Here is a 23,999-nt window from a genome sequence, read left to right as displayed (position 1 = left end):
CCGGCGCGGGCGCCTGAAACGGTAAAATTCGGGTCGAAAAAGTTTCTTAAAAAAACTTGAAAAAAGCTATTGACAATACCTGGGGGGAATGGTATTATATTTGAGCAGCGTCTCCCAGGGAAGAACGACTAAGCGCCCGTAGCTCAGGTGGATAGAGCAACTGCCTTCTAAGCAGTGGGCCGGGGGTTCGAGTCCCTCCGGGCGCACCAAACATGTGGTGGCTATGGCGCAGTTGGCTAGCGCGCCAGATTGTGGCTCTGGAGGCCGTGGGTTCGAATCCCACTAGCCACCCCACTAAAAAAGCGAATTCGAAAGAGTTCGCTTTTTTCTATATCATCCCGCCGTAAGCACGGCGTTTTTGCTGGGTTGTCGCCAAGCGGTAAGGCACGGGACTTTGACTCCCGCATCCGTGGGTTCGAATCCCGCCAACCCAACCAAAAAATCGACAGGTGCCCTGTGGTACTTGTCGATTTTTTTGATTCATCGGTCACTTTTGGCCAGATACGCAGGCGATTTGTAAAGCGCAGGAAGATCAGTTGCAGCGGTTTCCGCCTTTTCTTCCGGCTTTGGAGATACGGCAGCCCCAGCCAGGAGCCCGGGCAGCGGGGGCATCTTTTGGCGAGACAGGAAAGATGTGCGGGGGCGAATCGGCATTTTCTCAAAAAGAAACATAAAAAATGAAAAAAGTGGCAGTTTAGGGGTTGCATTTTTCATAAGGCTATGGTATTATAACTGAGCAACAATTTGCGGCTTTAGCTCATCTGGTAGAGCGCCACCTTGCCAAGGTGGAGGTAGCGAGTTCGAGCCTCGTAAGCCGCTCCAAATTTGGTGCTGTGGCCAAGTGGTAAGGCAAAGGTCTGCAAAACCTTCATTCACCAGTTCAAATCTGGTCAGCACCTCCACATGGAAAGATGGCTGAGCTGGTCTAAGGCGCACGACTGGAAATCGTGTGTGGGCCATAAACCCACCGAGGGTTCGAATCCCTCTCTTTCCGCCAGAAAAATCCGTAAGCTGAAAGGCTTGCGGATTTTTTTCGTTCAGAAAAGATTTCACCGGGGATTCGAACCCGAAAGGGTGATCGCCGTGAAGAAAAGCTGCCAGTGGCAGGTTTTCAGGCGATCTGCGCGCCGGGGCTATGCCCCAAGCGCGGGAAGCTTTGCGCAGCAAAGATTTCCAAATCCCTCTCTTTCCGCCAGAGAAATCCGTAAGCTGAGAGGCTTGCGGATTTTTTCGTTCAGAAAAGGTTTTACCGGGCGAAAGGGTGATCGCCGTAAAAACAGCCCGGGAAGTTTTCCTCCTTCCCGGGCTGTTCTGTTCAGCCGGCCTGATGATCCGATTGATCAAGCCAGTTCAGTTGGGCGGGATCCAGACCGACCGTACCGTAAAACAACCGGGCGTCGATCTGAAGAATGGCGCACAGACGCAGCAGCAGGCGGCCGCTGGGCGTGCGTCGCCCGCTCTCAATTTGCTGATACCATCGGGTCGAGATTCCCGCCAGCTCTGCCACGGTCTCTTGCGTAAGACCCATTTGGTGACGGCGGATAAAGATCTCTGATGAAAATGCTCTTCTGAATTTCATGCCGCAAGATTCCCTCCTTTACTTTATATATAGTGTAGTGCGTTTTGAAAGTCTGTGGGGGAAAAAGTGGACTTTGTAGGCAAATTTGGCAAATTTGGCCCGGGTTTGCGCCAAATCTGCCTACAAATTCAATCCGGTTTTCAGAAAAGATAACCGATTATGCAATGTTTCTGCTGGACAAATGCGAAAAAATTCTGTTATGATGAAAACGAAAATTGAAAACCGGGTTTGGGCATTCTGCGCGGAAAGGTAACAGAATCGTATGTTTGATGGTTTTTAACCACAGATTGTGTTATACTAAGAAAAAGTTTGGATTTTGGTTTTGAAGGCGCCGGCGGCGCAAACAAAACCCGGGCGTTGTGCCCAAAGTAAAGTGGGGATTGGCTGTGAGTTTGGAAGTAGCAATGTTTGGCGGGTTTGTGCTCCGCCACAATGGCGAACCGCTGAAATTAGAAAGAAATAACGTCACGCGCTCCATGCAGGTGCTGCAGATGCTGCTGTTCCATGGGGAGGAGGGCGTGCCTAAGGACGTCCTGATGGACCAGCTGTTTGGCTACGAGGATGGTGTGACCAATCCGGCCAACAACCTGAAGGTGACCATCAGCAACCTGCGGCGTATTTTGAAGCAGGTAGGCCTGGAGGATACCACCGTGGTATTCAAGGCGGGCAGTTATTATCTGATCACATCGGAAGAGATCACGGTGGATTCCTTCCAGTTTCACCAGCAGGCGGAGCTGGCGCTGGCCGCTCAGGGGGAAGAGCGGGTGGAGCTTCTGGAAACTGCCTGTAACCTTTATAACGGCGATTTTCTGCCCCATCTGGCCGGATGTGACTGGGCCATGGTGGCAGCGGTTCACTATAAAGAAGAATATGCGGCCTGTGTGCACGCTCTCTGCGAAGAACTTCGCCAGCGGCAGGACTGGCAGCAGATGCTGCGGGTTTCCACCCGGGCATCCGGCCTGTGTCCTCAGGAGGACTGGGACATCCTTCGCATTCAGAGCCTGCTGGCCATGCAGCGCTATCAGGAGGCCAAGGAAGTCTACGAAGAAACTGCCAACCGCATGCTGGATGAATTCGGCGTCAAGCCCAGCGAACGGCTGAACGAGTGCATGCGCCAGCTGGAAACCGTATTGCCCAGCAGCAAGGCTTCACTGGAACAGCTGCAGGAAGTGCTCAAGGAAGAGGATGTATCCCGCGGCGCATATTATTGCCCCTTCCCCAGCTTTATCGATACATACCGCACTGTGAGCCGTATGCTGGAGCGCAGTGGTCAGTCGGCCTACCTGATGATGTGCTGGATTACCGACAAGCAGGGCCACCGCATCGAGCAGCGGAGCCAGGTGGCGCAGGTGATGCCCCAGGTGGGCGAGGCGATTCACTCCGCGCTGCGCCGGGGCGATATCTACACCCGCGCCGAGGATGACCGGTTCCTGATCCTGCTCATGGGCATCAACCGTGAGAATTGCAGTATCGTCATCCAGCGGATCGACGAGTGCTACACTGAGCTGCGCCGCGGCAGCCGCGGCCCCGCCGTGACCCTTCATTATAAGATGGCCCCTGTGGGCGATATGAGCCCACAGCAGTGGAAGAGCGGCAGCGTGAACTGGGGTTAAGCATCCCGCATCAAAAACAAAAGTTAAGAAACAGAAAAGAACCTGTGTGCTAAAACAGCATGCAGGTTCTTTTTTTGTGCTCTTTCGCCTTCAAATTTGGGGATTGGGGCAGTGGGAAAGTCTGTTCCGGTAAAAAAACAGCAGACCGTTACGAAAACCACGCCTGCAAGAGGCTCACTTTAACCGTTCCTTTACTAGCCGATGGTATAGTGATAAGTGTTAAAACAGTGAAAAGGAGGGATCGGCATGGAACAGCAGGCAGCTTGCAATGGTCCGCTGCATTTGATCACCGTCTGTGTGGACAGTGACGCGGGCAGCCGGATGAGCGGGCGGATTTATCACCGCTTCAGCAACCAGCCGATCCCGTTTCTGGGAGCGGAAGGGGTGCTGTTCTCCATCGAGAAGCTGATGGACGAATGGGACTATCCCCAATCCACCTTGAAAATGCGAAGCTTCACAGGAGTTTCACCTCATCAAAGGAGGCAGCCGGGTATGGCAAGAAAGGCAATCAATGATCCACTGGCATATACCGGGCAGGACGCCACCTTCGTGGTCCATGTAAAATACCGGCAGAACGCCACCTGGCAGGGCACGGTAACCTGGGCCGATAAAAACAAACAACAGAATTTCCGCAGTGCGCTGGAGCTGATCAAGCTGATGGACAGCGCAATGGACGAAAGCTTACCACCCGAACAAGAGCAAACGGCCGAGCAGGGCGCGGCGCTCATAAACGGATAACCAAACGAACTTAGGAGGCAGCAGCTATGAAACACAAAATGTGGAGCCGTTTACTCAGCATGGCGCTGGCGGTGATGATGATCACCAGCATCGTGCCCAATAGCGCCTTCGCCGAGGCGGCCAGTGAGATCACCAACAGTACCAGCCAGGTGCAGGTGGAAGAAACCCCGGTTGTGGAGAACGATGTCCCTCAGGACGAAGTAACCGTGCCGGAAGAGGAGACTCCTACTGTTGAGACTCCGGTCGAGAGCGTGGAGCCCACTGCTGAGCCCACCGCGGAACCCACGGCAGAGCCGACCGCTGAGCCCACCCAGGCTCCCGAGGCTACCGCTGTGCCCAGCGAGCAGCCCAGCGCCGAGCCCACCGCGGCTCCGGAAGCCACCGAGACTCCGAACGCCAGCGCTCAGCCCAGCGAGACTCCCGTGCCCAGCGAGAGCCCTGCGCCCAGTGCGACTCCTGCTCCCAGCGCCAGCCCGCTGCCCAGCGAGACTCCGGTTCCCACCGAGACTCCTGCGGCTACTGAGGAGCCTGCCATCGACGGCCAGGCCCTGCTGGATGAGCTGATGGCCATTGAGGACGACGAAGCCTTCATGAAGGCCGTGAACGAGCTGACTGAAGAGCAGGTTGCTGCTCTGGAAGCTTTAGATGAGGGGGTAACTAATGAACTTTACGCTCGTTTGGAGCAAGTGAATGGAACACAAGTAACGGAAGAAAAGATATATACGGTAACAGTGGACGGCATCACTGTAACAGTTGTTGCGCCGGTAAATGCTTTGCCCGAAGATGCCAAACTGATGGTCAATTTGCTGGATGATGCGGAAGCTTATGACATAGACTCACTCATCGACCGGCTGATGGAGTCCTACGATAATTGGGAAATGATGGTGCCATTGGATATTCATTTTGAAAGCAATGGGAAAGAAGTTGAACCAACAGAACCGGTAAGAGTGTCTATTGAGATGGCGAATGAGTATACTTCGGACATCCGTCCGGAAAGTGTAAGTGTTCATCATTTTACAGAAGAAAAAGATGGTTCTGTAGAAGTAGAAATGGTAACCCAGGCCGCTCCACAACAAGCAACTTATAGAATGCTTGGCGAAAAGGAAGAGGAAAATGGTGTTCAGTTACAGAATGATGCTTTAATAGTCGAATTTGATATAGATAGTTTCTCTGTATTTACAATTACATGGGTGACGGAGGATCAGAGGTTTGATGGAGAAAAAACATACTCGATAGAATTTAGTATTATTGATACAGATGGTAATGGTTTGACGATAGACCAGCATGATAACTGGATTTATAATCTTGAGAAAGATAATAATAAGTATGCTTTTAAGGATGTAGTTCCATCAACTATAACTACACAGGATGGAAAAGAGTATATTTTCCAGAGCGCACTGTATTATGAAGCTGATAATACTAGTAGAGCTCATGCTGTGGATAGTTTTCAAAGAGTTCAGGTGAGAGATAATCCACCTATATGGCCTTTCCGTGCTCCACAATTTGCGTTACGCCTATATGATAGCGTATTTGATCCGACGCATGGTTTTTATACGATAGAAGATTCCAATGCTAAGGTAAGTCTTGTCTATCGTGAAAAGGAAATGGGAGATAGTGGTGAGGTGGTAACAGAAACGGAACTACAACGGAATAAGGTTGTTAAAGATAATGGAGATGGAACCTACAATTTGGAATTGAGTATTTCCGGGGCAGTAGGAAGTATTAATCACCCGGCAAAGATGGACGTTGTGTTTATAATCGATAATTCTAATAGTATGGAGGAGTCCATTGGTGGTTGGCAGAATGGTTCTCGGAGAACGGCCGTTCAGGAGGCTGTTCGTCAGCTAGTAACAAACCTGAGTTCCAATGAAATGTTGGATGTGCGATATAGTATGGTGCATTTTGCTTCCAGAATTACCACGACTAATTATTATAAAGATGCGTTCATGACCGAGTATTGGACTCGTAATACTCAAAGTATTATTGAAAATTCTGGAAAATATTTTGAAGAAGTTACAGACGGACCATTTGATCCAGAACAAGGAAAAGGCACCAACTATCAGGCTGGCCTTTTACAGGCTCGATCTCTTTTACTGGATTCCCGTCCTGATGCCCAAAAATATGTGATTTTCCTTTCAGATGGTAAGCCGACATTCCATTATGACTCTGTGGGTAATACAGTTGGAGACGGAAGAGAAACAAGCGAAGAGGATATTGTAGCTGCTGAAACGGAAGCGCAACGCATATCTAATTTAAATGGCTTCTATAGCATTAGAGTCGGAACAGAAGCAGAGGCAGATAAAATATTGCAGCGCATATGTGATGCAGCACAGAAAGGTTCGCATTCTACATTCGAAGATAATTTTAGAAATTTTCCTGCCAATGATATGCAATCTCTTTTAGATGCGTTTGAGAAGATAGAGGGTAGTGTTACCCAATTGCTTTGCACAAACGTACAAGTTCACGATACATTGAGTCAATATGTGGAACCAGTGATGGTGAACGGAGAAGCCAATTTGGAGATTGTAGTAACAAATGCGGAAGGTGAAAAGATTGATACTCCGAAGGGAATAACTGCATCAATCGAAGATAGAAATCTGGTTTTAAGTTTCCCGAAAGACTATAAATTACAGGAGGGATATACTTATACTGTAAAATTGCAGATTGAGGCGACAAACGAGGCTTATAAAGAGTTGTCTGAAAAAGGAGAAGAAGCTTTTTATACAGATATTGGAGATAAAAATACAGGCGATTTTTCTGAGAAAAAAGGCATTTATACAAACGGAACAGCAGAGGTTACTTATTATTACAATAATATAGATCAGTGTAATGAGTTTTCAAAACCTGTTATCAGATTACATCCTGGAAATTTAATAGTTACCAAACAGATTACAGGAGATATCCTTAAAGATGAAGCTAAATTGGAAAATCTGAAAAAATGCTTACAATTTGAAGTATCCCTAAATGGCGGTAGTGCTATTGTTGTTTCGTTAGATAGCCTTCAAGAGCAAGGTGGCGTTTATACCATTACCGATGAACGGTTACAGAACCTCAAGCCGGGCACTAATTACACGATCAAAGAAATTGGTTTTGATGTGGAAGGATATGATTGTGAGACAACAATCAATGGCGAAGAGAACGCAACAATTTCCGGAGTGATTTCTGCATCTACCCAAGACACAGTTAAGTTTGTGAATGATTATACGGCATTGGATGGTAAACTGACCTTCACCAAGACTTTGGAGGGCCTTTGCGACGGCAACACCATGGCGCTGTTCACGGTAGAGATTAAAGATGGTGATGGCAATTCCTACTACAAAACGTTGAAGTTCAACGGGACTGGCGATCAAAGTTTCACCATCACACTTCCGGTGGGCAGCTACCAGATCCGTGAGTTGAGCAACCTGGGGTACACCAACGGAGAGATTAAGCAAGGTGGAGAGACTCTGGAAAAAAATGGCGACTATTATAACTTCACAATTACGCCGGGAGGCAAAACAAATCTAACCGTCACAAACACCGCCAACAATAACAATTTTTCCAAGATAGACAAGGACACCGCTGTGAATCACTTCACAAATGGTGAGAGCGGTTGGACTTGGGAAAGACAGTAAGGGAGGGGACTGATTTTGAAACATCTGAAATACATCAAGCCAGCCCTTATTGTTGGGCTACTGATGCTGGTGGTTGTGGGAACAACCTTTGCGCTTCGTACAACCGGTCTGAAGCAAATCACCAATACCTTTGATGTGGGTGATCTGGATACGTCCATTGTGGAACCGGAAGAACCGAGCGAGCAGACACCGGTTAATAAGAATGTCACCGTGACAAACAACGGCTCGGTTAGCGCATACGTCCGTGCCCGCATCGTTGTAGATGTGGAAAATGGGCTGCTGGAGCCGGGTAAGGTACAGTTCAAGACTGAATCAGAGGCAGGGGTGGCAACTCCGGGAACCGGTGAGATCTGGGTCATTCTGGCGGATCTAGAAGAAGGAAAAGCGAAATGGCAAAAAGATGATGACGGTTACTACTATTACGAGGCGATTCTGGCACCCGAAGGCGAAACTGGACAGCTGATTACAGAAGTGAGAGTCGGCAGCGGTGTTACCAATTCCTTCGATGTAATTGTCCAGTCGGAAAGCGTTCCTGCGTTTGCAAGCAGCTGGAATAAACAGGAGGCAAAAGACGCATTTACGGCAGCGGCCAGCGGTTCGAATTCCTGAAAATAACAACGCGAAGGAGAATTACTGGTGCTTCAAAAAATTTGCAACATTCTCTCCGGAATCATTATGGTGGTGCTGCTGGTGCTGGCAGGTCTGCTGATTGTCCCCTATCTGTTGGGGTATGACGAAATGGCAGTGCTTACCGGCAGCATGCAGCCCACCATCCCGGTGGGAAGCCTGGTTTATGTGCGTGAGGTTCAGCCGGAAACTTTGGAAGCCGGCGATGTGATTACTTATCGGCTGAGCGGTGATACCCGTGTAACTCACCGGGTGATCGAAGTGAAGCCGGAAGAAAACTGTGTGGTAACCCAGGGTGATGCCAACGATTCGCCGGACGGCGATATTGCATTCGACCGGATTGTGGGCAAGATGGATTTTTCGATTCCGTATCTGGGGTTTATTGCCATGAACATTCGCACAAAAACAGGAATCATGGTTATCTGCGGTGTGCTGATTGCAATCATTCTTTTAACTTTTATCCCGGAGATCTTCGCTCCGGAAGAAAAGAAGGAGAAAAAGCAATCAACCGCCACGGAAATAAAAAGCGGGGATGCCCGCCAAAATCCCTAATTGGAAATTCAGGAAAGGAGGAATTGGATGAAAAAAAGCAAAATCGTCCTGTCGCTGGCGTCGCTGTCGCTGGTTGCGGCGGTGGCTGTTGGCGGAACACTGGCCTGGATGACCGATTCAACGCAAATCGCTACGAATACATTCAATATTGGTTCGGGATTTGCAGATGACGGGACACACAAGGGCTTGTGGCTGGACGAAACCAAAATCGGCGGTACAAGTGAAGAGCCGGAAAACCCGGCACATCCGGACCAGAATCCGAACAATCGTACCGAAGAGGATCAGACTTATGAAGGCTTGCGGCCGAACAGCACCTTTGCCAAAGACCCTACTTTCCACATAACAGAAGGTTCGATTCCCTGCTATGTGATTGCACGGATCCAGAACGGCGACAAGGCAACAGCTGCTGGTTACATTTTCAAAGCGGAAGACACCTCCACTGAAACCACTCTCACCGCAAACTGGAAAAAGGTTGCGGGTGACAATGGGAAAGACGATGCTCAGTCGATGCTTGGGCTGGATGGTTACTACATCTATGTGGATAAAACCACTCAGGAGCCGTTGATCCTCGACCCGTCGGAAGCGACGGATGACCTGACCCTGGAACCTTTGTTCCGCTATACCACACTGACCATTGATATCTCTACCGAAGAGGAGCTTGATAAAGCAGACGGGCAGCAGATCAAGATCAGCGGTGCCGCAGTTCAGGCGCAGAATGCAACCTGGGAAGAAGCGGTGAAACAGGCGATCACCACGCTGGGCTGACCCCGAATGGTGAAGAAAACAGTAACATGGCTATCCCGCCCTTGTGTGTGAAAGAGGGCGGATAACAAACAACAACACAGAAAGAGGTAAATGTTATGAACATGAAGAAAATCGCAACGATGGCAACTTGCATGGCTCTGGTGGGCGCAGTAGCAGTAGGCGGTACTCTGGCGTTGCTGACCAAGGAAGATAGCATCACCAACACCTTTGTGGTTGGTAATGGCTTCCCTGTTGATCCGGATAAGCCGACTGATAAGGATCTTCCGTTCTTCTATGTGAACGAGACCGTGGTCAAAATGGAGGAGCGCACCGGTAACTGGGTTGATGATGAAAGAGCTACTCCTGACCGGTCTATTGAGAATCAGACCTATGGCCCTCGTGATGGTAAGCCTGAAACTGATAACTGGAAAGTCACTGCAGGTGTTGAGCTTCTGAAGGATCCCCAGTTCTATGTAAACCATGATAAGGTAGTGCAAGGAAAAAAAGAAGTACCGGAAGTATTTGTGGTTGCAAAGATTGGTACGATTCCGACCGGTTTTGAGGTTTATACTGGAAAAAATGGTGCAAATTGGTATCAGGTAACCACCAGCGATGGTGGCGAAACTTGGACAAAGGTTGAAGAGCAGCTGGAGCCTAACACCAAACTGGACGCGAATACTTACTACATTTATAGCGAGCCTCTGGATGCTAACTCTGCAACCAAAGACGATTGGAATACCACTAAGCTGTTTGAGCTGGTAAAGACCAATGATCAGGTAAGCAATGACAATACCAATGAGATTGAAGTAAGTGGCGTAGCGGTTGAGACTCCGGTTAAAGGTGCCACTTTGGACAAGATCGATCTGAATACGGTTGTTTCTGCTGCCTACAAGGCGATGAACTAAAAAACGAACTCTCCCCAAAAGAGGTATATAAACCATGAACAAGAAAAGAATTCTCACCGCTGCGGTTAGCCTGTCTCTGGTAGCCGTGGTTGGAATCGGCGCCACTCTGGCGTATTTCACCGATAAAACCGAGGTGGCAACCAATGTATTCACCACCGGAAACGTGAATGTGAGTCTGATCGATCAGGCGTTCAAGAACGATTCCGATGCTACCTGGACCTTTGCTGAAAACGGTAGCGGTTATACATACAGCAACATCATGCCCGGTGACAAGCTTGGCAAAAACGTGGCTGTGCAGATCGAAGATGGTTCTCAGGACTGCTATGTGGCCGTTCGTGTGCAGATCAAAAACAACAACGATCCCGAAGGCTTGACCACTGATATGAGCGAACTGTATCAGCAGGTGGTGGATGCCAGTGCAATTCACAATTGGCTGTATGCCGAAACTGGGGATTCTATCGTGTTCTATTACCCCACTGCACTGACCAACACCAGCGCGGAAAATATCGCGCCGCTGTTCAGCTATCTGACCGTTCCCAAGACCTGGAGCAACGAGTACCTGACTGCGGATCTGAACATCAATGTACAGGCAGCTGCTGTGCAGGCAGTAAACCTGGGTGCTCCCACTGCAGTGGCGGAAGGCTCTCGCGTTGCAGATACCACAGGCGAGTGCGTGATCGAGCTGAACAAGCTGCTGTTTGCTGAGTAATCACTCGGTTTGATCTTGATAATATCTTAATCAGGTTAAATGTATTATCAAAGATGAAATGAGAGGGGGCGGCGGCCATGAAAGCAAAGGCGCTGAGTGCCGTGGCTACGGTACTTCTGCTGGCGGTAATGGCCGTCGCCCTTCCTTTCAGCGTACCAAAACTATTCGGATATCAGATTTACAACGTATTGACCCAAAGTATGGAACAGGCAATGCCGGTGGGCAGCGCAATCTATGTGAAGCGCTGCGACCCCCAGGCCCTCAGGCAGGGCGAGATCATCACCTGCCGGCTCAGCGAGGCAACGGGCCTTGTGCAGACGCATCGGGTGGTGGAAAACGACACGCAGGCGAAGCAGCTGATCACAAAGGGCGACGCAAACGCCCTGCCGGATGTGGATCCGGTGAGCTACGAGCGTGTGGTCGGAAAAGTGGTCATATGCATCCCGGTGCTGGGCACAGTGTCGGAGATGCTCCATTCCGGGCCAGGCGTCACGGCCTGTGTGGCGATTTTTGCCCTGGCGATCATCCTATGGACACTTGCAGACAAAACAAAGAAAAGGGAGCGTTCCAAGTGAAGAAAAAAGTTTTGCTGATGGGTCTGGCAGCAGTCATGGTCATGGGCGCAGTCGTGGGCGGCTCCCTGGCGGCAGGCCAGGCGAGTGCGGAGAACCCGGTCACGGCGCCTCTGGCGGCGGCCACCCTGAACATTGAATGGAACGGCGGCGAAAGCAAGTCGGTTGGTTTCACGGTGACCGACAAAGCACTGATGCCGGCGGACAACATCGAAGTTAATAACGGCTATGAAGTAGACAATACCGGCAGCGTGGATGCCTACATCCGCGTAACCGTAACCAAATACTGGGCGGATGGGAAAGGCAAAACCACCGATCTCGCCGCCGAAAACATCGAGCTGGGCCTGAACAGTGAGGACTGGCTGCAGGCGGAAAGCCTGTTCGAGGGCAACTCGAACGAGACCGAGGTATACTACTACAAGTACCCGGTTCCGGCGGGCCAGAGCACCAGCGAGCTGCTGGAGACCATCGGCATTCCGGCTGACCTGACCAACGACTACGCGGACAAGACCGTGAAGCTGGAGGCCGTGGCGGACGGCGTGCAGTTCGCCGGCGCGGACGCAGCCGACCTGAACGCCAGCGGCATTCTGGCCAGCTGGGGCGTTGTGGCCGAGCTGGACGCCAACGGCAATCTGGTCAGCGTGACCGAGTAAGCGGGAGGAGGCAGTGAAGATGAAGAAAAAACTGATCGCGAGCCTTTTCTCGCTGGCTCTGAGCGCGGTGTTTGCGCTGGGCTGCTTTGCCGCCACCGACAAGGTGGTCTATGACGGCGCCAACCTGACCTACACCGGCGGCGCCGAGATGAGCGGCTTTACCCAGATGATTCCGGGCAAGACCTACACTGGCACCATCACGCTGGAGAACACCGGCGAAAAGGCCGCCTATTTCTACATGGACACCAGCGTTGTGAGCACCCTGATCGGTGCTTCCAGCGAAAAGGACACCGGCTACACCGTGAGCCTGACCTGCGGCGGCAACACCCTGTACGGCTACGATCCCGCCACCGGCAAGGCCACCGGCACGCTGGTGGGCGGCGATACCACCGCCGGTCTGGAAGAGCTGAACAAGCAGCTGGAGGAGTATCCGCTGGTTGCCACGCTGGAGCCCGGTCAGACCGCGGACGTGGTGCTGAGCATCACCCCGGACGCCACCGCCACCAATGTGAGCTACATGGGCGCGGAAGGCAAGATTGAGTTCCGGTTCCAGGCGGCGGACGTGCCCGACGTGAAAACCGTTGTGACCACCGAGAAGGTGCAGGGCGAGCCCGACGTGGTGACCCAGGTGCGCACCATTGTGGTATCCGCCAAGACCGGCGACTTCAACACCATTGCGGTGTGCGCGGTGGTGGTTGTGCTGGCGGCGATTGTGCTGCTGGTGCTGACCAAAAAGAAAAAGAAGGAGGAAGCAAGCGATGCGCAAGACGAATAAGCTGTTGGCCGGGCTGATCAGCCTGAGCCTGGCGGTGAGCGTCAGTGCCATGCCCGCTCTGGCGGCAGAAGGCGACACTTCCTCCACCGAACCCACCACTTATGTGGTGACCTTCCGCCCCGGTGAGCACGGCCGGTTCACCGATTCCTTCATCGATGGCCTGAAGGCCTGCGGTGAGGTGCGCACCAGTGAAGCCACCGGCGCGGTGGCGGTGCAGCTGGACGAGGGCGATCCCCTTCCCAACGCGCCTCAGCTGACCGACATTGTGATGAACGAGGACGCATCCCGTTACTTTGTGACCGATGCGGCCCAGGGCTACACCGGCGGTACCGCCGGCGGCGACCTGGATGCGGTGGCCCAGTACACCCTGCGCGCCAGCACCGAGGATGCGATCTTTACGGTGCAGTATCTGGACCGTGAGACCGGCGCGGAGGTGGCTCCCACCCTGCAGGGCTCCGCTCCTGTGGGCCAGAACCTGACCTTCTACGCGCTGAACAACATCGAGAACTACACCGCCGAGGTGGCCAGCCAGCAGCTGACCGTTTCCGCCAACGCGGACGAGAACGTGGTGACCTTCTACTACACCGCGGGCGTGAACAACGTGACCGAGACCGTGACCGTGCCGGGTGGCACCATCACCGAGTATGAGGACCAGACCGTTGTGGGCGGCGCGGCTGTTGCAGGCGGCGGCGCGGGCGGTGCCGGCGGAGCCGGTGGCGCAGGCGCTGGCGGTGCAGGCGCCGGTGACGGCGGCGATACCGTGACCATCCCGGAAACCGAGACTCCCCAGGCGGGCGGCGATAACACCCCCGGTGGTGAGGACGTGGAGATCCCGGACGAGAGCACCCCGCAGGCAAACCTGCCCGGCGAGAACGCAAACGGCAGCATGATGCCCATGGTACTGGGCGGCGCGGCGCTGGCCATTGTGGTGATCGCGGCCATCGTGTGGGCGATCAACCGCCGCAAGAACGTTGACGGCGAGTGATTCAAGCAGTAAAATAAAACAGAGCCGGCTGTGAAGGCAAAAACGCCTGTTCACAGCCGGCTTTTTTATTGATCAGAAAGGGGGAGTGGCCCATGCCCGCACCCGCAAAGCAAACAAAGAGAAGGTTCGGTTTGCTGGATTTTATACGGATTCTTCTGGTGCTGGTGATTTTGTGTGCCCTTGGTGTGATTGCCTACCGTCTGTGGGACTACAAGACAGGCACCGACCGCTACGACCAGTTACAGCAGCAGGCGGTGCAGCCTGTGGAGGAAACACAGGAAGAAGGCTTTGTTCCGCTGGACATCGATTTTGACGCGCTGAGGGAGGAAGGCCCGGACATCATTGGCTGGATTGATTTTGATTCGGTGGAAATCAGCTACCCCATTGTGTACAGCGGCGACAACAGCTATTATCTGCGTCGTCTGTGGGATGGCAGCTATAACCAGGCAGGCACCCTGTTTCTGGAGGGCAACAACCAGAGCCTGGACGATCTGCACGCCATTGTATACGGCCACAACATGCGCAACGGCACCATGTTTGCGCCTTTGAAGGAATATCTGGACCCGGACTTTTTTGCGGAAAACGGCGGCTGGTTTACCCTGTACACGCCGGAAGGGGCCTGGCGCTACCAGCTGTTCTCCATCCATGAAGCGGAGCCGGACGATCCTCTTTACACGGTGGGCTTTGTGGTGGGGGATGAATACACCGCGTTTTTAAAAACCTTGCGGGAGGCACGCCTGTACGATACTGGCGTGACGGTGTATTCTGATGACCATGTACTTACCCTGAGCACCTGTACCGACGACGGCAACGACCGGATTGTGGCACATGCCCGCCGGGCCGAAGCGGTGGAGTTGCCCTGAGGGGAAGAAAATAAAGGGAGCGTGAGGAGCAATGGCAATGCGTTTGACCCCGTACCAGCAGGCCATGCTGGACGGCGCAAAGGGTGAAATTCTGGCCAAGGTAATGAAAACGCTGGTGATGTACGGCGAGGCCTTTGGCGCCGAGGAGATGATCCCGGTGACGGCGGAGAAAGGGCATCTGGTGACCAGCTTTGGCCTTTCCATGATGAAGCCGGTGTATGACCTGATGGATCAGCTGATTGAAGGCGGCGCAGTGAACGGCCAGAAATTCAGCGTGGATCCCCGACCGCTGGATCCGGCTGTGCCGGTAAACCTGCTGCAGAAGCTGGTGTTCAAATTCATGTATTCCAAGCAGTCGGACTACGAGGCGCAGCTGCGGCAGCTGGGCCTTGTGGAAAACGATGCCTTCACCTGCACCTGCTATCTGCCCCAGGTGGGAAATGAGCCAAAGCAGGGGGAAATCCTGAGCTGGGCGGAATCCAGCGCGGTGGTCTATGCCAACAGCGTGCTGGGCGCCCGCTGCAACCGAAATTCCGGCATTCTGGAGCTGTTCGGCTCCATTGCCGGGTGCGTGCCCAAGTTTGGACTGCTCACCGATGAAGGCCGCATGGCCAGCTGGGTGGTGGAGGTGAAAACCAGCCGCCGACCGGAGGCTCAGATTCTGGGCAGCGCCATCGGCATGAAGGTGATGGAGGATGTGCCCTACATCCGCGGGCTGGATCAGTGGCTGGGCGGCCAGCTGGATGACGCAGCGAAAGCCTACCTGAAGGACATGGGCGCGGCCAGCGCCAGCAACGGCGCGGTGGGCCTGTACCATGTGGAGGGCATCACCCCGGAGGCCTGCCAGCAGGGCAGGGCGCTCGTCCGGCCGGATGCGAAGGTCTATGTGATCGACGATGCGGAACTGGAGCGGGTACGGGCAGGCTATCCCTGCATCTGGAAGGATCCGAACGCCAAGCCGAAGCTCTGCTTTGTGGGTTGCCCCCATCTTTCGCTGGAGCAGCTGAACCAGTGGGCCGATGACTTGTGCGCCGCGCTGGAGCAGGCGGGCCGGAAAACCGTTGCGGTGCCCACCGTGTTCACCGCAGCACCCGCGGTGGCCAAAGCCTTTGAGCAAACACCTGCGGCCGGTCGTCTGAAAGGCACGGGCGTGGTGCTTTCCTCCATCTGCCCGCTGATGTACATGAACAATCCGCTGTGTGGCAAGATGCCGGTGGCTACCAGCTCCAACAAGCTGCGCACCTATTCCTCGGCCCGTTATTACACCGACGCCGAGATGCTGCGGATCATGGTGAAAGGGGAGTGCTGAGATGAAACAGTTCAAGGGCCGCCCGGTGGTGCCGGGCAAGGCAAAGGCGGAGGCTCTGGTTTCCCACGGGGGCTTCAACACCCTGGCCAGCTTCCAGAAAAGCCTGATGTTCGGGGATAAAAACGCCACCTGTTCCGATCAGAACAACCCGGATCTGTACCAGAAGCCCATGGCGGGTAAGGCGCTGTGCCTGCCCATGACCATCGGCTCCACCACCGGCGGCATGGTGCTGTACACCGCCGCCTGTATGGGCCGTCAGCCCGCCTGCCTGCTGTTCAGCCAGCCCATCGACAGCCTGGCCGCGGCCGGTGCAATTCTGGCGGGCGTCTGGAGCGAGAACCCCATGCCCACGGTGGACAGCCTGGGCGAGGAGTTTTTGCAGGCGGTGAAAACCGGCGACCCCATCACCGTGGAAGAGGACGGAACCGTGACTGTGGGCTGATGCTCCGGTATTGCCAATAAACAGAAGATAAGAGAAAGACCGCCGGGTGGTTTGCAGGCACCCGGCGGTCTTTCTCTGCTTGAGAGCTGAAAAAGGAAGAATACATATGGTATTGGGAAATGTCAAATTTACAAATGGGAGCAATTGCGGTGCGGCTGCCCCCGGGCCGAATCAGGCCAGCTGAGCGCCCAGCCCACGGCAGGCAGCTTCCGCTTCGGCATCCGGCGCATCGTTGCAGATCACGCCTTCTGCCACAAGGTTGGCACCGGCATCCGCGCAGCGGGCCTGCCAGATGCGCATCCACTCGCCGTCGCCCCAGCCGTAGGAGCCGAACAGGCCCAGCTTTTTGCCGTTCAGTTCAGGCTCACAGGCAGTGAACATGGGTTCGAACTCGCCCTCCTCCAGCTGCTCCGCACCCATGGAGGGGCAGCCGAAGGCCACGGCGTCATATTCAGCCAGCTGATCCGGGCCGAATTCTACGGCGGTGAGCAGAACGGCCTCGCCGCCTGCGTTACGCACGCCTTCGGCCACCTGAGCGGCCATCTGTTCGGTGTTTCCGGTTCCGCTCCAATATACAACTGCAACTTTGCTCATCATGATACACATCCTTTCGGGAAAATGAAAAATGCTTCAGGCGGCTACGGTGAGCTGCAGAATGCTGCGCCCGCCGCTGAACAGCCGCCAGTAAACACCCCGGCATTTCTGGTATTTGGCAAAGAGCTTGGCGGTCTCGCATTCGTTGCAATAGACCTTCCAACAGCCGGAGCACTTGTAGTGAGCGCCGCCATTGTCAATAAAGCCCTGCACGTCTCCCAGCGGGTAGCTGAGAAACAGGCCAATCTCATGGGGAAAAGCGTCCTGAGTACAAAGGCGCTGGCTCAGATGCTCCAGCGCGGCGTCAGGGCTCAGGTTGGTATAGCCCTCGCGGGCCAGAAATTCCGGAACCCCCGGTTTGCACAGATCACAGGCCAGCCGCTGCGGGCGGTAGACATAGATCAGTGCGCAGCCGTTTTTGGCACGCAGCAGCCGCAGGCAAACGCCCTTGGGCTCCAGCGCCCGGTGCCAGCCGAGAACCTGAGCGGCCAGCTGTTCCTGACTGCTGTAACGGCAGGAAAACAGATTGGCGGTTTTCAGATTGGCCAGTGTGGGGGAACAATGGTCGATGAGGTAACGGTCCAGTGGCATGGCGGGCGGCTCCTTTCCGGGGATTGATGACGGTTAGCTTCAGCTAACTTGACTGCATTATAGCACGTTCCTGATGCGGACGCCTTCAAAATCGTGGCTGGTTCTTTCAAAAAATCGCACGAGGGGCGGTTGACATTCCACTCCGGTTAGTTTATACTAATCACAAAGTTAGAAGCGACTAACTAATGAAGCGAAGGGCGCACATCGCCTTCCATATAAAAGGAGAGAGAACCATGAACCGGGAATTGCTTCAGGCTATTTACGATCATCGTGCCATTTGCACGGCAGTGGAGCAGCGGCAGGAGGAACGTGCGCTGGAGCTGTGGGCGGAAAAGGCCCGGCTGCTGCGCGAGGAGGAAGCTGCCGAGCGCAGTGCCATGCTGGAGGCGTTGAGCCAGAGCCTTTACGACCATATTTTACGGGTGCAGGGGAACGCTCCGGCGGAGTTCCGCCATGCCAGCCGGGAAATGTATACCCGCACGCTGCCCCAGAAGGCGCTGGAAGGGCATGGGGCCGAGATGATCCGCCAGTACATCCGCCGCATGAATGAGGATGGCCGGCAGGATGACCACATCCGCATGGCCTGCTGTTACATTGCCACCCATCTGAGCGAGCCGTTCACACTGGAAACAGTGGCAAAGCATGTGTTTGTGAGCAAATGCTATCTGTGCAGGATGTTCCGCAGCCAGACCGGTCAGAGCTTTTCCCAGTATGTGACCGCTCAACGGCTGGAACGGGCGGAGCATCTGCTGCGCCACAGCGGTCTTTCCATCGACCGGATTGCCGAGCAGTGCGGCTTTGGCAGTGCGGCCTACTTTGCCACAACCTTCCGGCGGCACAACGGCGTAGCACCCAGCACCTGGCGCCGCCAGCTGCGCACCCGGCAGAAAGCGGGGTGAGGGGATGGAACTGGAACGAAAACGCCGCTCCGAGCAGGAAATAGTGCGCAAAATGATCGAGATCTACTGCAGGGGACAGCATAAAAGCAAAAAAGGCTGCCTGTGCCCGGAGTGTGAGGCCCTGGCCGCTTATGCGCACGCCCGCACCGAGCATTGCCCCCGCATGGCGGAAAAAACCTTTTGCAGCGCCTGCCCCCGGCCCTGCTACAAACCCCAGCTGCGGGAGCAGATGAAGCAGGTGATGCGCTACGCAGGCCCCCGGATGCTGCTGCACGATCCGGTGGCGGCGGTGCGCCATCTGGTACTGACCCGGTCGCTTTGAAACCTGACAGTCGAACCCCCCGGTCCGCATGGATCGGGGGGTTTTTTGCCCCAAAACCGGCAAAATGTAAAAATATTATGAAAAGAGATTGGACATATTGACAGAATGGTCCGGGATGAATAAAATACTTAAGTAACATAATTAATATAGATAACAACTGACGAAGTCAGTCGAGAATGGGGGATAAAATGAAGGAAATGGAAAACAGCAACGCGCTGCAGATGCTGCGTGCCATGGACCGCATCCGGCGGGCCTGGAAGAACGCCAGCCCCAGCGAAACGCTGAACAAATCGCAGTTTTTCACCCTGATGACGCTGCACAACAAGGGGGCGGATGCGTTTGGCGGGAAATGCCCGCACGTTGACCCTTATGAACCCATGACCCTGTCGGCACTGGCAAAGGCGATGAACCAGAGCATGCCGGCGGTGAGCCAGAGGATTCGGCGGCTGGAGGAGCTGGGCTATGTGTGCCGTACGCCGGACGAAAGCGACCGGCGCACGATGTGGATTGCCCTTACCGGGCAGGGCAACGCGCTGCTGCAGGAAAACTGCCGGGACATGTTCCGGCGGCTGGAGCGGATGATGACCCGGCTGGAGCGGCAGGGAGAACGAACACCCGCACAGGTGATCGAAGCCTTTAACTATCTGGCGGATGCCATGGAGGAGGAATTCGGCACACCATAAACCCGGCGTGTTCACCGAGACAAAGCAAATTTAACAGCTGCCGCCCGATTGCGGACGGCGCTGGCAGTAAGGAGAAACGAGTATGCTGAAACTGAAGCGATATTTAAAGCCCTATCTGGGCCTGTTGCTTGTGGGTGTGGCGCTGCTGTTCGGCCAGGCAATGCTGGAGCTGACGCTGCCCAACTACATGAGCGACATCGTGAACGTGGGCCTGCAGCAGGGCGGCATCACACAGGCTGCGCCTGAGGTGATTGACAGCGATGCCATGGCCATGATGCAGATGTTCATGTCCGAGGAGGACAAGGCTCTGGTAAACGCGGCCTATGAGCCCCTGAGCGAGCGGGAGGATGCGGCAGACCTGAAGGAAACCTATCCGAATGCAGGGGATGAGGATCTGGCTCTGGCTGCTGACCCGGAAAACGGGGTGAACGAGGCCTTTAACCGGGCCGCCTATGCGCTGGTAAGCATGATGGAGGAGCTGGCTCCGGCCGATTCCGCCACCCAGAGCGAGGAGCAGGCCAGTGGAACCCTGGATGCGGAGGCCATGGTTCAGCTCACCGCCATGCTGCAAAGCGGCGCGCTGGATGAGCAGCTGAACGAGGCCATTGCCACCGCGGCGGTAACCCCCGAAAGCATGCTGGATCAGACCGGCGTGGTGCTGACCAAGAGTTTTTACACCCAGTTGGGTGCAGACACCGACGCCATCCAGACTTCTTACATCCTGAAGGTTGGCCTGCGCATGGCGGGTCTTGCCATTCTGCTTACCGTGTGCGCCATTTCGGCAGGCTTCTGCATGGCGCGCCTGGGCGCAGGTGTGGGCCGTGATCTGCGGCGGGATGTGTTCCGCAAGGTGAGCTACTTCAACAACAACGAGATGGATCAGTTTTCCGGCGCCAGCCTGATTACCCGTTCCACCAACGACATTACTCAGGTGCAGAACTTTTTGAGCATCGGCCTGCGCATGATGTGCTTTGCCCCCATCATGGGCATTGGCGGCCTGATTATGGGTCTGTCCAAATGCCTGAATCTGGCCTGGGTACTGGCGCTGGCCCTGATCGTGATGCTGGGCCTGATTCTCACCCTGTTTGCGGTGGCCATGCCCCGCTTCAAGAAGATGCAGACCCTGATCGACCGGCTGAATCTGGTGAGCCGGGAGGAGCTGAGCGGCCTGATGGTGGTGCGCGCCTTCTCCAACCAGCCCTTCATGCAGAACCGGTTTGAAAAGGCCAACAAGGATCTGACCGGCAACACCCTGTTCGTGAACCGGGCCATGGCTACCATGATGCCCTTCATGATGCTGGTGATGAACGGCCTGTCGCTGTTGATCGTCTGGTTCGGCGGCAAGCAGATCGCTGCCAGCAACCTGCAGGTGGGCGATATGATGGCCTTCATTCAGTACGCCATGCAGGTGATCATGAGTTTCCTGTTCATCAGTATGATGTTCATCATGGTGCCTCGCGCCTCGGTTTCTGCCGAGCGTATCAACGAGGTGCTCACCTGCGAGAGCACCGTGGCCGACCCCGCGCAGCCCACCGAGATGAATCATCCGGTAAAGGGTGTGGTGGAATTCAAGGATGTGTCCTTCCGCTATGAGGGCGCGGATGCCAACGTGCTGGAGCATGTGAGCTTTACCGCCCGCCCGGGCGAGACGGTGGCCTTCATCGGCGCCACCGGCTCCGGCAAATCCACCCTGGTAAACCTGATTCCCCGTTTCTACGATGCCACCGAGGGCAGCATCACCGTGGACGGTGTGGATGTGCGCCAGCTGCGCCAGAAAGACCTGCGCGATGCCATCGGTTATGTGCCCCAGAAGGGCCTGCTGTTCAGCGGCACCGTGGCCACCAACCTGCGCTACGGTCGGGCCGATGCTTCGGATGAGCTGCTGAAGGAAAGCGCGGACATCGCCCAGGCCACCGAGTTTATCCAGACGCTGGAAAACGGCATGGACACCGCCATCAGTCAGGGAGGCACCAACGTATCCGGCGGTCAGCGCCAGCGGCTTTCCATCGCCCGTGCGCTGGTAAAACAGGCTCCCATCTATATTTTTGACGACACCTTCTCTGCCCTGGACTTCAAGACCGACGCAAAGCTCCGTGCGGCGCTGAAGGGCTACACCGAAAAGTCCACGGTATTCATCGTGGCGCAGCGTGTGTCCACCATCATGCACGCGGATCAGATCCTTGTGCTGGACGAAGGCCGCGTAGTGGGCAAGGGCACCCATGAGGAGCTGCTGAAAAACTGCGAGACTTACCGCGAGATTGCGGAAAGCCAGCTTTCGAAGGAGGAATTGGCATAATGGCAGGACCGATGAGACATGGCCCCGGCGCAATGGCCGTGGGCGAAAAAGCCAAGGACTTCAAGGGCACCATGAAAAAGCTGCTGGCTTATATGCGGCGTTATCTGCCCAGCATCGTGATCGCACTGCTGTGCGCTGTGGGCGGCACGGTGTTCTCCATCTTCGGGCCCAAGATTCTGGGCCAGGCCACCACCAAGCTGTTTGAGGGCGTGATCGCCATGCTCACCGGCACCGGTGGCATCGACTTTGCAGCCATTGGTCAGATTCTGCTGTTTCTGGCAGGGCTGTATGTGCTCAGCGCGCTGCTTTCGTATGTGCAGGGCTGGGTGATGGCCGGCATCGCCACCAAGGTGAGCTACGCCATGCGCACCGATATCAGCCGTAAGATCGACCGGCTGCCCATGTCCTATTTTGACCGGGTACCCCACGGCGAGGTGCTCAGCCGCATCACCAACGATGTGGATATGGTCACCCAGACGCTGAACCAGAGCCTTTCTCAGGTGGTCACTCAGCTGACCATGATTGTGGGCGTACTGTGCATGATGCTTTCCATCAGCCCGCTGATGACGCTGGTGGCCATCTGCATTCTGCCGGTGTGTCTGGTCATTGTGATGAATGTGGTGCGCCACAGCCAGAAGTTCTTCCGCCGCCAGCAGGAATACCTGGGCCATGTGAACGGCCATGTGGAGGAGATGTACGGCGCCCATGTGGTGGTCACCGCCTTCAACGGCCAGGAGGAGAGCATCGAGACCTTCAACGGTCTGAACGAAAAGCTGTACCAGAGCGCTTGGAAGAGCCAGTTTTTGAGCGGCATGATGATGCCTCTGATGAACTTTGTGAGCAATCTGGGCTATGTGGCCATCTGTGTGCTGGGCGGCTTCCTTTCGCTGAGCGGCACCATCACTGTGGGTGATATTCAGGCCTTCACCCAGTATGTGCGCCAGTTCACCCAGCCCATCACCCAGCTGGCGAACATTTCCAATCAGCTGCAGATGACCGCTGCGGCCGCCGAGCGTGTGTTCCTGTTCCTGGAAGAGCCGGAAGAAGTGCCAGACACCAAGGAGCCGGTGCCCAGCAGCGAAATCAACGGTTCGGTCTACTTCGCCCACGTACACTTTGGCTATGTGCCGGAAAAGACCATCATCAACGACTTCTCCGCCATTGTGCAGCCGGGCACCAAGGTGGCCATCGTGGGCCCCACCGGCGCAGGCAAGACCACCATGGTCAAGCTGCTCATGCGCTTCTACGATGTGAGCGACGGCGCCATTCTGCTGGATGGCTACGACGTGCGTCAGTTTGAGCGGGGCGATATGCGCAGCGCCTTCGGCATGGTGCTGCAGGACACCTGGCTGTACAACGATACCATTCGGGAGAACATCCGCTTCGGCCGGCTGGACGCTTCCGATGAGGATGTGCTGGCCGCGGCCAAAGCTGCTCAGGTGGATCATTTTGTGCGCACCCTGCCTCAGGGCTACGACACCATTCTGAACGAGGATGCCAGCAACATCAGTCAGGGCCAGAAGCAGCTGCTGACCATCGCCCGCACCATCATCTCGGATCCCAAGATCCTGATTCTGGACGAAGCCACCTCCAGCGTGGATACCCGCACCGAGCTGGCCATTCAGAAGGCCATGGACGAACTGACCAGAGGCCGGACCAGCTTCATTATTGCCCACCGCCTGTCCACCATCCGCGATGCGGACATGATTCTGGTGATGAAGGATGGCGACATCGTGGAGACCGGCAACCACAATGAGCTGCTTGCCAAGGGCGGCTTCTACGCAAATCTGTATAACAGCCAGTTCGCAAACGGCGAGGAATAAGACCTTTCCGGTCTTAGCATGGCAAATCAAAAAGGGGGCTGTTGCAAAATAGCCTAAAATGAAAAAAATGAGATAGACTTCCCCGAAAGGGTTGCCTATCTCATTTTTTGT

24 protein-coding genes and 6 tRNA genes are annotated in these 23,999 nt (G+C 54.9%); 26 read left to right on the top strand and 4 right to left on the bottom strand.

Annotation, left to right across the window (positions count from 1 at the left end; all coding sequences use genetic code 11):
* The first annotated feature begins 132 nt into the window (after positions 1 to 132).
* The 3 genes from ACESYO_RS08935 (at position 133) to ACESYO_RS08925 (ending at position 437) form a co-directional block, all read left to right on the top strand.
* Positions 133 to 209, top strand: a tRNA-Arg gene (locus ACESYO_RS08935).
* An 8-nt stretch (positions 210 to 217) separates the two neighbouring features.
* Positions 218 to 294 (top strand) — tRNA-His (locus tag ACESYO_RS08930).
* 68 nt (positions 295 to 362) lie between these two features.
* Positions 363 to 437 (top strand) — tRNA-Gln (locus ACESYO_RS08925).
* Between the two features lie 43 nt (positions 438 to 480).
* On the opposite strand, the gene ACESYO_RS08920 is transcribed toward ACESYO_RS08925, so the two are convergent.
* Positions 481 to 714: a hypothetical protein gene (locus ACESYO_RS08920; protein WP_373209819.1), complete on the bottom strand. Its 234-nt coding sequence runs from the start codon at positions 712 to 714 to the stop codon at positions 481 to 483.
* Positions 715 to 746: 32 nt separating this feature from the next.
* On the opposite strand from ACESYO_RS08920, the gene ACESYO_RS08915 reads away from it, so the two are divergent.
* The 3 genes from ACESYO_RS08915 (at position 747) to ACESYO_RS08905 (ending at position 997) form a co-directional block, all read left to right on the top strand.
* A tRNA-Gly gene (locus ACESYO_RS08915) sits at positions 747 to 822 on the top strand.
* A 5-nt stretch (positions 823 to 827) separates the two neighbouring features.
* Positions 828 to 902, top strand: a tRNA-Cys gene (locus ACESYO_RS08910).
* 3 nt (positions 903 to 905) lie between these two features.
* Positions 906 to 997: transfer RNA gene (locus ACESYO_RS08905), tRNA-Ser, on the top strand.
* Between the two features lie 318 nt (positions 998 to 1,315).
* Here the strand turns inward: ACESYO_RS08905 and ACESYO_RS08900 are convergent.
* On the bottom strand, positions 1,316 to 1,579 hold the full coding sequence (locus ACESYO_RS08900) for a helix-turn-helix domain-containing protein (protein ID WP_283129101.1): 264 nt from the start codon (positions 1,577 to 1,579) through the stop codon (positions 1,316 to 1,318).
* A 476-nt stretch (positions 1,580 to 2,055) separates the two neighbouring features.
* On the opposite strand from ACESYO_RS08900, the gene ACESYO_RS08895 reads away from it, so the two are divergent.
* The 15 genes from ACESYO_RS08895 to ACESYO_RS08825 all read left to right on the top strand — a co-directional run bounded on the left by ACESYO_RS08895 (position 2,056) and on the right by ACESYO_RS08825 (position 16,680).
* Positions 2,056 to 3,192 (top strand): BTAD domain-containing putative transcriptional regulator, encoded by a 1,137-nt coding sequence (locus tag ACESYO_RS08895; protein ID WP_373209818.1) that lies wholly within the window; start codon positions 2,056 to 2,058, stop codon positions 3,190 to 3,192.
* A gap of 246 nt (positions 3,193 to 3,438) precedes the next feature.
* Positions 3,439 to 3,930 carry a hypothetical protein gene (locus tag ACESYO_RS08890; RefSeq protein ID WP_283129099.1) on the top strand — a complete coding sequence of 164 codons (492 nt, stop codon included), beginning with the start codon at positions 3,439 to 3,441 and terminating at the stop codon, positions 3,928 to 3,930.
* 26 nt (positions 3,931 to 3,956) lie between these two features.
* Positions 3,957 to 7,544: a DUF7604 domain-containing protein gene (locus tag ACESYO_RS08885; RefSeq protein ID WP_373209817.1), complete on the top strand. Its 3,588-nt coding sequence runs from the start codon at positions 3,957 to 3,959 to the stop codon at positions 7,542 to 7,544.
* 15 nt (positions 7,545 to 7,559) lie between these two features.
* The gene (locus ACESYO_RS08880) at positions 7,560 to 8,153 is read left to right on the top strand and encodes a hypothetical protein (RefSeq protein ID WP_373209816.1); all 594 of its coding nucleotides are present in this window, start codon (positions 7,560 to 7,562) and stop codon (positions 8,151 to 8,153) included.
* Positions 8,154 to 8,180: 27 nt separating this feature from the next.
* Positions 8,181 to 8,723, top strand: coding sequence for a signal peptidase I (locus ACESYO_RS08875; RefSeq protein WP_058965696.1), 543 nt, complete (start codon positions 8,181 to 8,183; stop codon positions 8,721 to 8,723).
* A 27-nt stretch (positions 8,724 to 8,750) separates the two neighbouring features.
* Complete coding sequence (locus ACESYO_RS08870) at positions 8,751 to 9,488, top strand: SipW-dependent-type signal peptide-containing protein (RefSeq protein ID WP_373209815.1); 738 nt, start codon at positions 8,751 to 8,753, stop codon at positions 9,486 to 9,488.
* 95 nt (positions 9,489 to 9,583) lie between these two features.
* Positions 9,584 to 10,372, top strand: coding sequence for a hypothetical protein (locus ACESYO_RS08865; protein WP_373209814.1), 789 nt, complete (start codon positions 9,584 to 9,586; stop codon positions 10,370 to 10,372).
* Between the two features lie 34 nt (positions 10,373 to 10,406).
* The gene (locus ACESYO_RS08860; RefSeq protein WP_058965701.1) at positions 10,407 to 11,081 is read left to right on the top strand and encodes a SipW-dependent-type signal peptide-containing protein; all 675 of its coding nucleotides are present in this window, start codon (positions 10,407 to 10,409) and stop codon (positions 11,079 to 11,081) included.
* Positions 11,082 to 11,158: 77 nt separating this feature from the next.
* The gene (locus ACESYO_RS08855) at positions 11,159 to 11,656 is read left to right on the top strand and encodes a signal peptidase I (RefSeq protein ID WP_373209813.1); all 498 of its coding nucleotides are present in this window, start codon (positions 11,159 to 11,161) and stop codon (positions 11,654 to 11,656) included.
* Entirely contained in the window at positions 11,653 to 12,306 is a 654-nt protein-coding gene (locus ACESYO_RS08850; RefSeq protein ID WP_373209812.1) for a hypothetical protein, read from the top strand. Before ACESYO_RS08855 ends, ACESYO_RS08850 begins: the two co-directional genes overlap by 4 nt.
* Positions 12,307 to 12,325: 19 nt before the next feature.
* Positions 12,326 to 13,081 (top strand): hypothetical protein, encoded by a 756-nt coding sequence (locus ACESYO_RS08845; protein WP_373209811.1) that lies wholly within the window; start codon positions 12,326 to 12,328, stop codon positions 13,079 to 13,081.
* Positions 13,065 to 14,066, top strand: a complete 1,002-nt coding sequence (locus ACESYO_RS08840) for a hypothetical protein (RefSeq protein ID WP_373209810.1) — start codon at positions 13,065 to 13,067, stop codon at positions 14,064 to 14,066. Before ACESYO_RS08845 ends, ACESYO_RS08840 begins: the two co-directional genes overlap by 17 nt.
* A 131-nt stretch (positions 14,067 to 14,197) precedes the next feature.
* A complete protein-coding gene (gene srtB / locus ACESYO_RS08835; protein ID WP_283129084.1) occupies positions 14,198 to 14,929 on the top strand; it encodes a class B sortase in 732 nt (243 codons plus the stop codon).
* Positions 14,930 to 14,966: 37 nt separating this feature from the next.
* On the top strand, positions 14,967 to 16,238 hold the full coding sequence (locus ACESYO_RS08830) for an aconitase X (RefSeq protein ID WP_058965712.1): 1,272 nt from the start codon (positions 14,967 to 14,969) through the stop codon (positions 16,236 to 16,238).
* Position 16,239: 1 nt separating this feature from the next.
* Positions 16,240 to 16,680: an aconitase X swivel domain-containing protein gene (locus tag ACESYO_RS08825; RefSeq protein WP_058965714.1), complete on the top strand. Its 441-nt coding sequence runs from the start codon at positions 16,240 to 16,242 to the stop codon at positions 16,678 to 16,680.
* 171 nt (positions 16,681 to 16,851) lie between these two features.
* Here ACESYO_RS08825 and ACESYO_RS08820 read toward each other — a convergent pair whose 3' ends face one another.
* Both ACESYO_RS08820 and ACESYO_RS08815 read right to left on the bottom strand, forming a co-directional pair.
* Entirely contained in the window at positions 16,852 to 17,274 is a 423-nt protein-coding gene (locus ACESYO_RS08820) for a flavodoxin (protein ID WP_058965984.1), read from the bottom strand.
* 36 nt (positions 17,275 to 17,310) lie between these two features.
* Complete coding sequence (locus tag ACESYO_RS08815) at positions 17,311 to 17,865, bottom strand: DUF3793 family protein (RefSeq protein WP_058965716.1); 555 nt, start codon at positions 17,863 to 17,865, stop codon at positions 17,311 to 17,313.
* 233 nt (positions 17,866 to 18,098) lie between these two features.
* Between ACESYO_RS08815 and ACESYO_RS08810 the strand changes: the two genes are divergently transcribed.
* The 5 genes from ACESYO_RS08810 to ACESYO_RS08790 all read left to right on the top strand — a co-directional run bounded on the left by ACESYO_RS08810 (position 18,099) and on the right by ACESYO_RS08790 (position 23,888).
* Positions 18,099 to 18,764 (top strand): helix-turn-helix domain-containing protein, encoded by a 666-nt coding sequence (locus tag ACESYO_RS08810; protein WP_058965718.1) that lies wholly within the window; start codon positions 18,099 to 18,101, stop codon positions 18,762 to 18,764.
* Positions 18,765 to 18,768: 4 nt separating this feature from the next.
* Positions 18,769 to 19,086 carry a nitrous oxide-stimulated promoter family protein gene (locus ACESYO_RS08805; protein WP_058965719.1) on the top strand — a complete coding sequence of 106 codons (318 nt, stop codon included), beginning with the start codon at positions 18,769 to 18,771 and terminating at the stop codon, positions 19,084 to 19,086.
* A 197-nt stretch (positions 19,087 to 19,283) separates the two neighbouring features.
* On the top strand, positions 19,284 to 19,769 hold the full coding sequence (locus ACESYO_RS08800) for a MarR family winged helix-turn-helix transcriptional regulator (protein ID WP_346672069.1): 486 nt from the start codon (positions 19,284 to 19,286) through the stop codon (positions 19,767 to 19,769).
* Positions 19,770 to 19,851: 82 nt separating this feature from the next.
* Positions 19,852 to 22,065 (top strand): ABC transporter ATP-binding protein, encoded by a 2,214-nt coding sequence (locus ACESYO_RS08795; protein WP_276872239.1) that lies wholly within the window; start codon positions 19,852 to 19,854, stop codon positions 22,063 to 22,065.
* Positions 22,065 to 23,888, top strand: coding sequence for an ABC transporter ATP-binding protein (locus tag ACESYO_RS08790; protein ID WP_373209809.1), 1,824 nt, complete (start codon positions 22,065 to 22,067; stop codon positions 23,886 to 23,888). Before ACESYO_RS08795 ends, ACESYO_RS08790 begins: the two co-directional genes overlap by 1 nt.
* The last annotated feature ends 111 nt before the right edge of the window (positions 23,889 to 23,999 follow it).

The organism is Allofournierella massiliensis (assembly GCF_964241245.1).
Classification (GTDB): Bacteria; Bacillota; Clostridia; order Oscillospirales; family Ruminococcaceae; genus Allofournierella; species Allofournierella massiliensis.
Note: the sequence above shows the minus strand (reverse complement) of the source record. Positions and strands in the feature narration are given on the sequence as shown.